Annotated in this window: 12 protein-coding genes and 1 pseudogene; 9 read left to right on the top strand and 4 right to left on the bottom strand. The window is 31.8% G+C overall.

Going from position 1 to position 14,301, the window contains the following annotated elements; translation table 11 throughout:
• Positions 1–101 precede the first annotated feature (101 nt).
• The 9 genes from ACSVDH_RS11985 to ACSVDH_RS11945 all read left to right on the top strand — a co-directional run bounded on the left by ACSVDH_RS11985 (position 102) and on the right by ACSVDH_RS11945 (position 11,127).
• Complete coding sequence (locus tag ACSVDH_RS11985; RefSeq protein WP_439249552.1) at positions 102–2,861, top strand: right-handed parallel beta-helix repeat-containing protein; 2,760 nt, start codon at positions 102–104, stop codon at positions 2,859–2,861.
• A 121-nt stretch (positions 2,862–2,982) separates the two neighbouring features.
• Complete coding sequence (locus ACSVDH_RS11980) at positions 2,983–4,056, top strand: acyltransferase family protein (RefSeq protein WP_439249551.1); 1,074 nt, start codon at positions 2,983–2,985, stop codon at positions 4,054–4,056.
• A 157-nt stretch (positions 4,057–4,213) separates the two neighbouring features.
• Positions 4,214–4,630: a hypothetical protein gene (locus ACSVDH_RS11975; protein WP_439249550.1), complete on the top strand. Its 417-nt coding sequence runs from the start codon at positions 4,214–4,216 to the stop codon at positions 4,628–4,630.
• A 25-nt stretch (positions 4,631–4,655) separates the two neighbouring features.
• A complete protein-coding gene (locus ACSVDH_RS11970; protein WP_439249549.1) occupies positions 4,656–4,982 on the top strand; it encodes a phage holin, LLH family in 327 nt (108 codons plus the stop codon).
• A 295-nt stretch (positions 4,983–5,277) separates the two neighbouring features.
• Complete coding sequence (locus ACSVDH_RS11965; protein ID WP_439249548.1) at positions 5,278–6,291, top strand: glycoside hydrolase family 113 protein; 1,014 nt, start codon at positions 5,278–5,280, stop codon at positions 6,289–6,291.
• A 236-nt stretch (positions 6,292–6,527) separates the two neighbouring features.
• Positions 6,528–8,375 (top strand): heparin lyase I family protein, encoded by a 1,848-nt coding sequence (locus tag ACSVDH_RS11960; RefSeq protein WP_439249547.1) that lies wholly within the window; start codon positions 6,528–6,530, stop codon positions 8,373–8,375.
• A 211-nt stretch (positions 8,376–8,586) separates the two neighbouring features.
• Positions 8,587–8,769, top strand: coding sequence for a hypothetical protein (locus ACSVDH_RS11955; RefSeq protein ID WP_439249546.1), 183 nt, complete (start codon positions 8,587–8,589; stop codon positions 8,767–8,769).
• 114 nt (positions 8,770–8,883) lie between these two features.
• On the top strand, positions 8,884–9,894 hold the full coding sequence (locus ACSVDH_RS11950) for a DUF5659 domain-containing protein (protein WP_439249545.1): 1,011 nt from the start codon (positions 8,884–8,886) through the stop codon (positions 9,892–9,894).
• A gap of 96 nt (positions 9,895–9,990) precedes the next feature.
• The gene (locus ACSVDH_RS11945; protein ID WP_439249544.1) at positions 9,991–11,127 is read left to right on the top strand and encodes a hypothetical protein; all 1,137 of its coding nucleotides are present in this window, start codon (positions 9,991–9,993) and stop codon (positions 11,125–11,127) included.
• A 311-nt stretch (positions 11,128–11,438) separates the two neighbouring features.
• On the opposite strand, the gene ACSVDH_RS11940 is transcribed toward ACSVDH_RS11945, so the two are convergent.
• The 4 genes and pseudogenes from ACSVDH_RS11940 to miaA all read right to left on the bottom strand — a co-directional run bounded on the left by ACSVDH_RS11940 (position 11,439) and on the right by miaA (position 13,826).
• The gene (locus ACSVDH_RS11940; protein WP_439249543.1) at positions 11,439–11,792 is read right to left on the bottom strand and encodes an AraC family transcriptional regulator; all 354 of its coding nucleotides are present in this window, start codon (positions 11,790–11,792) and stop codon (positions 11,439–11,441) included.
• A gap of 56 nt (positions 11,793–11,848) precedes the next feature.
• Positions 11,849–12,409: pseudogene (locus ACSVDH_RS11935) on the bottom strand (AAA family ATPase); the annotation flags it as partial.
• A gap of 213 nt (positions 12,410–12,622) precedes the next feature.
• Positions 12,623–12,847 (bottom strand): RNA chaperone Hfq, encoded by a 225-nt coding sequence (gene hfq / locus ACSVDH_RS11930; RefSeq protein WP_299092216.1) that lies wholly within the window; start codon positions 12,845–12,847, stop codon positions 12,623–12,625.
• Between the two features lie 40 nt (positions 12,848–12,887).
• The gene (gene miaA / locus ACSVDH_RS11925; protein ID WP_439249542.1) at positions 12,888–13,826 is read right to left on the bottom strand and encodes a tRNA (adenosine(37)-N6)-dimethylallyltransferase MiaA; all 939 of its coding nucleotides are present in this window, start codon (positions 13,824–13,826) and stop codon (positions 12,888–12,890) included.
• Positions 13,827–14,301: the final 475 nt, after the last annotated feature.

Below are 14,301 nucleotides of genomic sequence, written 5' to 3'. Positions count from 1 at the left end.
TTTTAGGAGATGTCTCCTAGCTTCTATGTCAGTCTTAGTTAGTAGATAATTTGTCCCCTCTGTCATTGGAAAATTATTAAATTATTATGGAGGCTGTAAAAATGATAAATTACTTAAAAATGAATGGATTGGATAGTTCTTTGAAAACCCCTTCTATCACTGCTAATGAGTACATCTTTGACATTGAGTTAGAAGACAGAAAAACTAATGCGGTAGAAAGTTTGTTCGATCATAATTACCAATGGTTAAGAAGATCCTCAACAGAGGATTACTGGAGTCCTGGAATCGTTTCTGTGTATGTTAATGGAGAAGAAGTATTAAGCAAGTCACAGTTTCTAAACCCAAATAAAAGATTAACAGTTAGAATTTTTTCAACTTCGTTGACAGGAATTATACATATCTTCAGAAATTGGAATAACTCTTATTTCACTGAAGGAAAAATATACGATATTAAAATTTTAAATAATGGTGAAGTAATTGCTCATTATGATATGTCTACACAAACAGTAGAGGATCAAAGTGGAAATGGTAATCATGCGACACTCATAGGTGGTGAATGGTTGCAAGAAGAGCAAGGTGTTCCTGAAGATAATACTGGTGGCGAAACTGAAACTTATAATAACTCTATAGCCTATGTTGTAGAATTGGAAAAATGGGGAATAGCCAAAGGGATACCACCAAAGCCATACAAGGATACAGACTACATCAAAGCAGACAACAATATTCAAGGAATAAACAATGCAATTCAATATGCTTATGAGAATGGATACACTGAAGTAGTTTTGCCTAGAGGTAAATATTCTTTATGTTATCCAAGAGAAATACTTATTAATCAAGATAACATGACTCTAAATTTAAATGGTTCTACATTGAAGGTAATTTATGATTCTGATAGAAAGTCCCCTTTTGACACACGTACAACAACTGATTATTACAATTTCATTGGTAATAGTATTGTATTGAGTGGAGTTCGTGGTTCACATGTTATCAATGGAACCTTAATTGGTTGTAGGGATGACAGAAGTTTTATAAATGTATCAGAAGAAAGAAAACAAGAACATACATATGGGATTGTTTTTACAAAGGGAACAAATCATAGTTCAGTTAAAAATTGTACTGTTAGAGACTACATGGGCGATAACATTTCCTTTTCAAGCACTTCATTCCAAGACTATGCTGAATTTGCATTAGGATTAACTGCTGAGTCTCTTGATGTATCAACAGGACAGCCAACTCTTTCTACAAATTCCGTTACATCTCAAATGATACCAATACAACCAAATTATACATCATTCCTTATTGCAGGTGCTGGATACGGCAGACAAACTGCTATTAATAGTAGAGAAGTTGGTATATTCTATTATGATAAAAATAATGTATTTATAAGAGCACTTCCTAACAGAAAAATATATACTCCATTAACGATTCCTGTGGGAGCTACTGGGTTTAGAATAGTGTTCTACGGAGAAACAAACACTAACAAGAACATGTCAATCGTATTGAAATGGGGATTAAGTCCTCATCATAATATAGTTGAGCATAACGAAGTATTTAATGGTCATCGGGGTGGAATTACATTAGGTGGAAGTTACAACATAATCCAAAACAATTCTATACACGATAATGGTTGGAATTTTATTGATGGCAAACCTGTTTTTAATGATCCTACTCGATATGGAATTAATCAGGAAGATTCTTATGGAGATAATTGTATAATTAGAAATAACACAATTTACAATACAAATCATGGAGTTCTCTTAGGTTGCTATTCCGTAGAAGTTTACGATAACTATTTCTATAATAACTTAGGAATAGCAATTAATCTCTATTCCCTTTTAGCAGCAAAAGTGAGAGGTAATTTTATCTACAATTGCACAAATTCATTTGGTCTAATGACAGCTCACCTTCAAAATGCAAATGTTATTTTCTCAGAAAACACCGTTGTAAATTCTCCTGTAAATACTGTCCACACCGGCATCGGATATGATTTAAAAATGATAAATAATACATTCATTGATACTACTATAACTATGCCTACTGAAGAATGGTATGTATTTAAAGATAATACAATCAAACTATCTAACTATAAAACAGATTCAATAAATCTCACTATTGGAAGAATAGAAAATTGCATATTTGAAGCTAAAGGAAATAGAAGAAAAATTGGAATTAAAGGATATGAGGCAAAAGATTGTAAGTTTACTAATGTAACGTTGAGTGTCTCGACTCCTAAAGGTTCGATTGAAAATGAAAAATATGAATTTAAGGATTGTAAATTTATTAATTCAGAAATAGAAAGTTATATTTTCAATCCCAAATCAAGAAATGTTGCTATTTACAATAGTGAACTGGTTGACACTAGATTAAAAGTCGGCAATATCAACGTTGATAATGAAGTACAGTCTTTATCAGTTCACAACTCCAAATTGACGGTAAAATCCATAGATCATCTTGTATTTGAGGAAGTTAACAAAGGTCACGGAACTGGAGATTTTATTAATTGTAATATCGAAATATCGAATCCCTCTTTTTCAAAGTTAATTAACGGTGTCTACGGTACATTAATCGCTACATTTAAAGAATGTGAGTTTAAGTATACAGGAAGTGGAACTTTGAACTTACAGTATCATGGAGGTATAAATAAAATCAACAAGTTTATTTCAGCTAACAATGTATTTACGAATATTAACCTACCTGCTCCTGACAGTAAGTTTATTGGTTATGATCCAGAAATGAGTAGCTATGGCTCTCCTACTTCCATTCCAAGAAAAGTTGGTCAAGAATACTTTGACTTAACCAATAAGAAGTTATATAAAGCGTTCGGCAATACTTCTGTAACAGATTGGGTAGCAATGAATTAACAAATAAATTAATTAACAATAATACTCTATTCTTTAATAAATTTCTTGAATCAACATGGTCGTTAGTTATAAAATAACAGTATGTTCTTAATAAAGAATATTTATTTGAGGGGGAGTATTATTGTTAAATTCATTGACTTCATTTAGGTTTATTGCTGCATTATCTGTTTTTATATTTCATGTTGGTTATTTAGAAAATTTACAACTTGGTGCAGCAGGAGTCTCATTCTTTTTCGTTTTATCTGGCTTCATAATGGCCTACACTTATCATTCAAAATTTATAAACTTAGAAAAGGATATAATAAAGAAATACTATTGGGCTAGATTTGCAAAGATTTATCCAGTTCATGTATTAACCTTTCTAATTTCCGCACCATTGACATTAATGTGGTTTCACCCTGAAAGTTTGTACTGGCTGAAACTTGCCATAATGTCAGGAATTAATCTACTTCTTGTGCAAAGTTACGTTCCAAATCAAGGAACATATTTTAATTTTAATGGTGTTTCATGGACGTTATCGGTTGAAGTATTATTCTATTTAACCTGTCCCTTCCTAATTTGGACATTTACAAAACTTAATGTAAAAAAGCATATTATAAGTTCATTGGTTATTGGACTATTGATTTGGACAGTGTTTTTTAATTTCAACTTAAAATTAGATGAAAGTGATACTTTTTTAATTTGGATGCTGCATATCTTCCCAGTGGCAAGGTTATTTGAATTTGCAATGGGAGTTATTCTAGGCTTAATTTTCGTTTCTAAATACGAAGAAAAAAGAAAAAACAAAGCACTTTATAACACCTTAGAAACAATATCTATTCTTACACTTGTTGGTGTAATGCTTTATTCAACAAATTTAGATGTTGGAGCAGTGCGTGGAGGGTTGTTTATACCTGTTTGGTGTCTTGTTATCTATATATTTGCATTTCAAGCTGGAGTTATTTCAAGAATTTTATCAAATAAAGCACTTGTCTATTTAGGTGAAATTAGTTTCTCTTTTTATATGATTCATCAACTTGTGATTCGCTATTACGAATTTTTCAATATGAGCGAAAGCCTAAAAGGATTAATTTGCTTCATTGTTTCACTTGTTCTGAGTTCAATAATGTATAGGTATTATGAAGAACCACTAAGAAAGAAAATTAGATACGGCTTAAAAAAGAAGAAAGAAATAAATTACGAGGCTTCTGCTTAATTGCAGAGGCTTTTTTAATTTTTAAAAAATAAAAGACATCTTCAGGGTTCGAGTCCAAAGGAGATGTCTTTTTATGTATCAATGGTAGATACAAATTAATTCTACCATAGTTTGATAGTGTTTACAACTAAATTATACAAGGTAGGGTTGAGTAAATATGGATAATTCAGAAATTGTGCAGCGTATCTCAAGATTAGAGGAGCAAAATATTGCACAAGAAAAACAAATAGACAGTCTTCTAGTTAAGACTAAAGATGTCCCTAAGCTTGAAGTATTGATGGAAGTATTAACTAATAGTATCAAAGAACAAACGGAAACAAACAAAGAGCAAACTAAAGCGAATAAAGAGTTATCTCAAACACTAATAGAAGTTAAAGATAATATTCAAGGCCTCAATGGAGAAATGAAGAATCTTGGATCTGAAGTTTCTAAACTTGGCGGAAGAGTTGAAAAGCTAGAGAGTAATGAAGAAGAAAAGAAAATCGATTTGGGGAAATTATTTAAGCATGTCTTATGGGTTGCTATCCCTGCAATTGTTGTTGCAGCAGTAACTGCTTATTTTAATTTAAAATAAATTATACATATTGGAGGAATACAAAATGAGCGTAATCTTTAATTCTGTAACTGAAGCATTGGTACAAATTTTAGTTGTTATTATTGGAGCACTAGCTTCACTTGCTTTAAACAAAGTAAAAAATTACTTTGAAACATTGAAGAAGAAAGATGAAATGGGAATGATCAATCTCATTACTGACATTGCTGTTGAATATGCAGAAAAAGAATTGTCTGGTGCAGCAGGAAAAGAAAAGCGTGACTTTGCTGTAGATAAGGCTATTTCTATTTTAGCTGACAAAGGAATTAAAGTTTCTAGGGATGAAGTTATCGCTGGAATTGAAAATGGAGTTAACAAATTAAAGAATAAATAATTATCCAGGGAGAGAACTACCCCTCTCCCCTCCTCTACATGATGCAAAATCAATGGTGTGATGGAGGAATTTCGCATTAAGGTTAGTATGAATAAAGAAAAGACATTTTATACACTTTAGTTAAAATGCAAGTTTTATTGAGATTTTTATGTATATTTATTCATAATTAATGTATATTCAGTGCATAAAAGTTTAGATCCTGTATATTAATACAGATGAATTTTATATTTTTCCTTGAGACTCCTCTCCACAGTGGAGTTTCTTTTTTTTATTCCTAAATTAAGGAGTTGATTCAATGTTAAATAAAATAGATAGTCAATTTGTTGAAAATAAATCAAATGGTAAATCAGTATTTGATGAATTGGCGGAAATAAACAGTATGTCTAAAGTAAGTAATTTCGGAAGTAAATACAACATTGGAAATGAATCTTGGTGTCCAGATAATGCAACGATTGATAACGAAATAAACCAGTTAGCTCTCGTGAAACCAAGACCTATTCTACTAGTTTTCCATATAAGAAAAGATTCCAATGGTGTTTTAAGAATTGTCCAACATGGATTTAATACTCTAACTCATTCAGAAACAAAGGTGGATTATGCGGTAAATAAATTAATTGGAAAAGGCTTTACTATTTATGGAATTAAAGTTCATGGAACAGGGAGTAATACATCAGGATACACGTTTGACTCACAATATATGACAAATTATTCTACTCTGGTTAATCAATTAGCAACCAAATACCAAGGAAAGGCACCTTATTTTTTCGTTACAAATGAGTTTCCAGAAGTAACTGGAAGTGATTCACATAAGGCTGCTTTACAAAGTATTATTTCAGATGTTAAATCTAAAGGATTTAAAGCTTCCATGTCTTTCCTTGATATCAATGAATCCATCAAATGTAAAGTCTTGGATGACTTAGACGCTTACGGCATCAATTGTTATCCTCGTATAGGAACTAAAGGATTAACTACTACAGATGATGAAGTAATATCAGCTTGGAAAAGAAGTAGATTATTAACTACTTTTGCAGACTTAAAAAAGAAATACCCAAATAAATTAACATTTATTACTGAAACAGGTATACCAGATAAAATAGCTTCATTTGAGAATCCTGCAAAATGGGATATGCCAGGTTCAACTAATGAAGGAAAAATTATGGCTCGTTATTGGAATGGAACCTTTAAAGCATTAAAAGATTTTCCTCATGTGGATATGATATTTGGTTGGGATGCTGAGACACTCTACTCCCCTTACCAGTTTACAATCTCGTTGGATACTATGAAAAAATGGATAGGTGATAACGTATGATAACTAGTACAGATCGATTCTCATCAGGAGATAATGGATTCGCACGACTATTTAAATTAAACAAATATGGAAGCAACAACACTATCGGTGAGAATCTAGGTGCAACAATCAGTCACCTATTCCGAGTAAGACTAATGTCGGCTGAAAATAACGCTGCCGGAAGTTGCCTACTACACGTTAAAAACTATACAGTATCAGGAGTTCCTTATGTAATATTCACTACTGATACCCCACTTATGAAATACTTGGAAGTGTATATTGAAGAAACAACTGAGCACTACATTCTCGTAGTAAAGCATAAATTAGGTGGAAGTTTTGTAGAGTTGGATTTACTTTCAGATGAATCAAGTGGATATTTGGATTTGTATACCAATGACACATTTACTTATACACCAACAGGAAAGTTAATCAAACCACAAAATTATAATGTAAGATCAACGAACATTACGGGTTCGGGTACAAATCAATGGGCTAAAATAGCTACTGTCAAAATTAACACTGCTGCCACAAACTATTCTGCTATGTTGGCGATGTTTGAAACGGAAGCAATTCAAGCTACTTCATCTATTCGAACATTTAGTATTCAAATAAGACAATTAAACTTGAATGAAGCACCAAGGATAAATGTTGTAGAATTATCTTCCCCTACAGAAAATCGCTTTGAGGTCTATACTGTGTATTCATATACGACATCTGAGACAACAATCGATATTTGGGTGAAATTACTTCCTCAGTATTGTGCTATTGGGTATCAAGTACTGACTGAAATGTTTAATGATGGTACGAAAGCTGTCTCAGCTCAATACTACACCACTCCTTCTTTAACTAGCGTTCAACCTACAGGAACACTAAAGAAAGCGATAGTCGGAGTCGATCAAAGAATTGTTGACTCAAGAGAGGATGCACGTGGATTTGCGGTTACGGCTGCATCTAATGAAGCTCCAATTATCTGTATTGCTAAACGTACTTCAGTTCAAACGATTCCAGATCAAACTGCCGGAGGAAACACAGAAGTATTATGGAATACTGAGGATATAGATAGTGATGGAATGCATGTGAATACAGGAACAGATTCAGCAAAAATGACTATTAAAAAAGAAGGAATTTACAGATTAGAAACATCAATAAATTGGGCAGGAGTAAATGCAGGTATTAGGGAAGTTTTGATATATAAAAACGGAGCTGCTCTAGATCGAACAACCACAGCAGTTGCTCAATCTTCCAATGTAACATCTCAGGTTGTAGTTACAGATATAGCAAATGTGGGCGATTATTACACTGTGAGAGTTCGTCAAACGAGTGGTGCGAATTTAGATATACAAACATCCATCTCTAAATTCACTGCATTACGAATTGGTACTGCAATCGGGCCTCGTGGAGGAATAAAATTCGAATCATCTTTTGCATACAGAGGAACAAGTATGTACCCTAATACAATTCTTCCTGAAAGAGTATTTATTCAATCAGATCCGGTACGTGGAACTAGTAGACAAGTAGCAAAATTTCATACAAGAAGTATAGACAACGAGGTTTTATATCCAAGGGTACAACTTGCTACAAATTCAATTCTTGCGTCTGGGGATGAATTTTATGTAGGATTTGGAGTTTATGTTCCAGAAGATTTTGTAGTAGTTAATGGATCAGACAACGATGTGATGCTACATGAAATATACGGGCCTCCTTTCAATGGCGGTGCACCTAATTCACTTCGCATTTTTGATAATAACTTTGCTATTTTCCCTGATGTTGATAATTACCCTACCCCACAATGGACTATGCCTCTTGTAAAAGGGAAATGGGTTGATTTTGTTTTCAGATATAAATTATCAACAGATCCAACTATCGGATATGTTGAAATGTCAGTAAACACAGGCAATGGATTTGAAAGTCAACTCATCAATGGATTACAACGATATTATCACGCAACACTTAAAGCAGGAGTAAATGATGGAGGTAACAACTATTCAACAATAAAAGTTGCATACGATGCACAATCCATTCGTGATGAAGTGATTGTATTATTTGCAAACCACAGAATCGGATATGATACTTTTAACTCGGTTGATCCTGGTTCGTACGCTTAATATGTTGTTGGATAAAAAAAGTAATACAAACAAATTAAATAAAACATGGTTTTTATTGAGATTTGAGAAGTCATTTATTGGCTTCTCTTTTTTATTTTAAAGATAAATTAATTATATTTATGTATTTACAAAAGTAAATTAATCACATATAATGAAAATAAGGCTATTTATGCCTACTTCTCTTTACAAAATAAATTTGGGGTGATTATTAATGAGTAACAAAGACGTAATATACATATACAACATTTTTCAATCAAATTTTTTAATCCAAAATGGATGTCAAGTGATTGAAACTGGATATGGCAAAAAGAAAGATGTATATTGGAAATTTGTAAGAGATGAAAGAACTGTTGATGCTTTAAACAGATGGAGAGAAAGAAAACTACAAAAATAAATTATACATACAAACTAACAAGATTTGATAATACGATTTGAGGAGATTGGATTAAATGAAATTAGAAATATTAGTGAAGGTCAAGTATTTAAAAATTATAAGCATTTATGTGAAGTGTTAGAAATCGAAATTAAAAATGGTCAAAGTAGTAAAAACGCTCAATTCAAAGAGCTTGCACGTTATTGTAACTTTGAGAAAATAGGCCATAAATTTAATATAAATGAAATCTATAATACTCCACTACCTAAGATTGAGAATAGAGGTAAAAGTCCAGGAAGTAGGAATAATCATTCTGTAAAGCCTTTGTATATAACCAATCCTTTATTAGCTTCTCAATGGCTTATAGATGAGAATGGAATGAAGATTCTGGATTCAGTAACTAGAAGATCTTCAGAAAAATATTGGTGGAAATGCCCCGATTGTAATCTCAAAGTTAATTCTTCACCAATGAAGCGATTAAGATTGAGTCATGGATATACTGATGAGTTTATCACCTGTCCCTACTGCTCACTTTCGAATGAAGCAAAACCTATATACAAATTTTTATATGATATTGGTATTAATTTTGAAACAGAGTACACATTTGACGATTTAAGAGGATTAGGTAATGGCAAGTTGCGTTTCGATTTTGCAATATTTAATAATCAAAACAATTTGAGTTTATTAATTGAATATGATGGAAAGCAACATCATGAGCAGATTGATTTCTTCTGTGATAATGAAGAGTTTAAAAACAGGAAAATTCATGATGAAAAGAAAGATTCTTATTGTGTAGAAAACGATATTCCTTTATTAAGAGTTTCATATTTAGATTCTATAAGCAAAATTAAAGATATCATAACAAATAAATTAATCACACTTAATACTATATCTCTTTCACAATTGGAGGAAATAAAAATGAAAAATGAATTCAGATTAATGTCAGTTAATGTGATTGCCTATCTGAAAATGAAGGGAATTAAACCCATTAGAATTGAGAAAAATGATCAGAATAGTGTAAGTCATTATTTTGAAAATACAGATGAATTACACTTCTATCTTAAAGAATATAAGAAAGATAAGAATTTACAAAGCTTTATAAAAAATCTAACAGAAACAAGACAGGCGATTAAAAGAATAGTTTAACATTCGACAACAAAATGAAAACAAAATAAACAATCGAAACGGAGAGTCCCTAGTGGCTCTCTTTTTTTATTTACATCGACAATCGGAGGAATTAAAATGAACATTGAAAATATACAAGAAGGCCAAATATTTAAAAATTATAAGGCAATTTGTGAATCTCTTGGAGTGAATACAAAAACAGGTAAATCAAAGCAGCTTCAATTAAAAGACTGGGAAAGATACTTTAAATATAGCAAAGACGGATACAATTTTATTATCAATGAGATATATGATGCTCCGTCCGAAAAAGAAGATTTAAGAAGTCGTGGTAATAATTCACTTGAGCATGCTGATAAAATGGATGACACCCTCTTATACATACTTAGCAAGCAAGATGATGGTGAATTATTTTTAACCATTAACCGATTACTTTTAGAAATGAAAATGATTAATTCTAACTTTTCTTTTGGTAACAGACACAAGAAAAAAGTTAGTAATTATTTAAATATAGAAGAATCCATAATTGAAGAATTTTTTAATACATCCAAACGAACACTAAAAAGTAATATAGAATCCATGTTAGATAGGCTAGAAAGTAAGTCATTAATCTATTGGCAAAAGGTTAAAACTGTATGTATTGCAAAATCAATCGTTAGTGAAAACGAATTAGGAAATATTACAGTTGATACTGATATTACATATGATGAATTTGATAATGAACATATAAAACTATCAACTACAACCAGAGAAATTTTAAAATATAGAATGGCGACTGATAGAGAAATTGAATTAATACTTGAAGTTGAAGATGAGGTAATGCAACAACTCAACTGTAAAAACAAACAAGAATTAGTGGTTAAGAATAAATGGGATCTCTTTATGAAGGAAACTAATCAAATATTGCGAAAAAAAGCTAATATACTTTTTCGTTATGACTCATATAAAATAATAAGAAACAAGAATAAGATTTCCAAAGAAGTTGAAAAAGTTGATAATATTACTTCAGAAGATATTATAAAAAGCCTGAGCATGTTAAATTTGAATAACGATGTTCAGAATCAATTATTAGCTAATTGGAAGAGAAGAAATGAAAAAGCAAATTTAGAAATATCATTAGGGTTGAATACTAAAAATAATGTACTAAGAAGTGATGAAAGTTTTGTAGATAAAGGCAGTATACTTATTAACAATTTTATCAATATAAAACAACCTAACTTCATAGATGAATTGAAGTATGTAAAAGCAAACGCATAAAAGTTTGTCACTTTAAAAACTAAATTATTATAGATAAATATAATATATTAACATTATAAAGTGACAAACTTAAAATTTAAACAAGTCTATGTGCAATGGGGTTTGGGGAAATGCAAGGTGAAGTTTACGTTCTTTGTAAACTGAGCTTTCCCCAAGGTTTTACAATATCAAGAGCCTACCGCACATATAAGACAAAGTACAAGAGCATCTTATATGCTTGGTCAAGCGTCTAAACTACGTTTATCCACTTGGAATATAATTTAAGTCCCCCATCACCCTACCCTTTACTTTGCTAAAGTAGAAGGGAGGTATTATTTAAGTTGATTAACAAATCCTAGATGTTTCAATCCCTCATCCTCAAATACCCTCTTTATATATAAAGGTGAATATCCATGTAATCGATAAATATCATTTAAACTCATCTTTTGATTGAAATGTAAATCATATAAAAATTTAAAATCTTTACTCCTTCTCAATTTACATAATTCTCTAAAGGATAACTTATCCACTTTTTTAAATTCAAAAATTTCACCAATACACCATTCAGGAATACCTAGCTCCTTTGAAATGACCCCAATAGTTTTTAACTCACTGAAATGTAGATGCTTAATTTTATCCCAACTTTCTAGATATTTCTCAAAAGCGTATTGATGCTCTCCATTCATATACTCTGGTTGGGGTAAATCAATATTGAAATTGACATAAAAAACAATACCTTGGTCTTAACAAGTGTATCAATGGCTTCTTTTCCAAAATCCTTCTCACCGCCTCTGGCGAGTGAGTATGCTTCATCGATAAACAAAATTCCGCCAAGCGATTTTTTAATGAGATCACGCGTCTTTTGAGCAGTATGACCAATGTATTCCCCTACTAAATCTGCTCTTTCAGCCTCGATCAGGTGCCCCTTTGACAAAACGTTCATTTGAAAAAATAATTTTCCAATTAAACGAGCTACTGTTGTTTTTCCTGTGCCTGGATTACCTTTAAACATCATGTGGAGAGCTTGTTTTCCTGCTTTTAATCCCTGTTCTTCGCGCTTTTTATTGATAAAAATCCACGCATATATTTCCTTTATCATTCGTTTCATTTCATTCATACCAACAAGAGAACCCATTTCGTCCTCGATTTCTTTAAGAATCGTATGTTTGCTTTCAACTTTTGGAATTTTCAAATCATAGGAAGATGAGCTGGCTTTGTCAATCGCTTTTTCTTTTGTTTGATTATTTAGGATGATATTAATCTGTCCATTCGTTTTATAAGTGACTGCTCTATCTTGTTCCAAAGATGTTCACCTCACAATCGATAACATTTGACGAAAAACAAAAGAAAATGTTGATTCCTGCGCTTTCCCAAGAAATATTCATTCCTTTATTTATATTTCAATTATTTGTGATTTACCACAATTGAAAAAAGTTTTTTGAGAACATATTTTATATTGGAGATATTTTCAAACCAAAAACAGAGCTGATCTTTATTGATCAGCTCTGTTTTTGGTTTATTCAAGTTCTAATTGGATATTTTTTTGCGGCGAAAAAGTTGAAATAGCATGCTTATAAATAAGCTGTTGTTTCCCCTCTGTTTCTAAAAGAACTGTAAAATTGTCAAAGCCTTTGACAAGACCTCTTAATTGAAATCCATTAAGCAAAAATACAGTTACAAATACACCGTCCTTGCGTAATTGGTTTAGACATTGATCTTGAATGTTTATTGTTTGTTTCATGTTTCGTCCTCCTCTTTTCTCTATACCTTAATTAATTCGATTAAAATTGAAGCTTTCCTGCTATATATGTAAAAATTTCATTTTCCATTTCATCATACTTAATTGGCGGAGTCATATCAAACCACTCGACATCCATCTTGTTTCGAAACCATGTCAACTGACGTTTCGCATATCGTCTTGAGTTTTGCTTTAAGGAATCAATTGCTTGATCAAATGATATTTTACCATCAAAGTAGTCATAAAGCTCTTTATAACCAATTGCTTGAATCGCTTGGGTATCACGGATTCCTTTATCATAAAGACCCTTAACCTCTTCTACTAGCCCCTGTTTAACCATAAGATCAACTCTTTTATTGATACGGTTATACAATACTTCTCGATCCATTGTCAACCCAATTAATGCTGTATGATAGAGAAGCTCCTGTTTTTGGTTCCCGATATAGTCAGACATTTTTTTATTTGTACAGTGGTAAATTTCAAGAGCCCGAATCACTCTTCTGCTATTGTTTGGATGAATTTTACGAGCTGCTTCAGGATCAACCCTTTCAAGCATCTGATGAATAGCAAGTTCTCCCTTTTCTTGGAGCTCTGATTCAAGTTTCATCCTAAAAGCTGGATCTGATGGTGTTTCTGTAAACTGATAATCATATAAAACAGATTGTATGTATAAGCCTGTTCCACCAACAATCATTGGTGTTTTACCCTGATTTGCTATTTCATCAATTAAAGGTCGAACAGTTGCCTGAAATTCTGCTGCTGAATAATCTTCATCAGGATATTTAATATCAAGTAAATGGTGACGTATGCCATTCATTTCCTCTTCCTTTATTTTTGCTGTACCGATATCCATCCCCTTGTAGATTTGCATTGAATCTCCACTGATAATTTCCGCATTTAGCCGATGAGCTAAATCAATGCTTAATTTTGTTTTACCAACTGCTGTTGGACCAATGATGACGACGAGCTTCCTTTTTTCCAATAATAATCACTCTTTCACACCTGACTACATTCTACGTTCATCATCTTATCATGCGAACATCACGAACACCAGAATATTGTTCCCTTTTTAATCTAAATGTAAACATTTAGCATGTATGTATCTGTAAGGAGACTTTCTCTATCTTGAAAAAAACGAAGTTCTCCTTAAGTTTACATAACATATTTATTGTTAATTTTATGTATTGCATATTAACATTAATAAGCCCTCTCCTTGAGGGCTTATATTCTGGTATTATTTCTTTTTACCTTATCAACAAGCCTAATATAATTTAATAGTACATCCAGTGGCCAGAACAAACTTGTCAGGACGATCTCATAACGCTTTAACTCATTGATTTTATAAACAGAATAAAAAACACCAATGATCATATAAATCAGAAGTATAAGCATATTGATCTCCCTTTCGTTTTTTTCCATTGTATTCAATATTTCAAAATTGGTTCAAATGAATGATT

The sequence above is a fragment of the Metabacillus sp. Hm71 genome, from assembly GCF_051842955.2.
In the GTDB taxonomy this organism is placed as follows: Bacteria; Bacillota; Bacilli; order Bacillales; family Bacillaceae; genus Metabacillus.
The sequence above is the reverse complement of the archived record's forward strand: the minus strand, read 5'-3'. Positions and strand labels throughout refer to the sequence as shown.

Excerpts from the sequence above, each read along its gene's own strand:
- ACSVDH_RS11970 (WP_439249549.1), top strand. The coding sequence starts at position 4,656 with ATGAGCGTAATCTTTAATTCTGTAACTGAAGCATTGGTACAAATTTTA.
- ACSVDH_RS11975 (WP_439249550.1), top strand. The coding sequence starts at position 4,214 with ATGGATAATTCAGAAATTGTGCAGCGTATCTCAAGATTAGAGGAGCAA.
- ACSVDH_RS11960 (WP_439249547.1), top strand. The coding sequence starts at position 6,528 with ATGAAATACTTGGAAGTGTATATTGAAGAAACAACTGAGCACTACATT.
- ACSVDH_RS11965 (WP_439249548.1), top strand. The coding sequence starts at position 5,278 with ATGTTAAATAAAATAGATAGTCAATTTGTTGAAAATAAATCAAATGGT.
- ACSVDH_RS11945 (WP_439249544.1), top strand. The coding sequence starts at position 9,991 with ATGAACATTGAAAATATACAAGAAGGCCAAATATTTAAAAATTATAAG.
- ACSVDH_RS11955 (WP_439249546.1), top strand. The coding sequence starts at position 8,587 with ATGAGTAACAAAGACGTAATATACATATACAACATTTTTCAATCAAAT.
- ACSVDH_RS11940 (WP_439249543.1), bottom strand. The coding sequence starts at position 11,792 with ATGAATGGAGAGCATCAATACGCTTTTGAGAAATATCTAGAAAGTTGG.
- hfq (WP_299092216.1), bottom strand. The coding sequence starts at position 12,847 with ATGAAACAAACAATAAACATTCAAGATCAATGTCTAAACCAATTACGC.
- ACSVDH_RS11985 (WP_439249552.1), top strand. The coding sequence starts at position 102 with ATGATAAATTACTTAAAAATGAATGGATTGGATAGTTCTTTGAAAACC.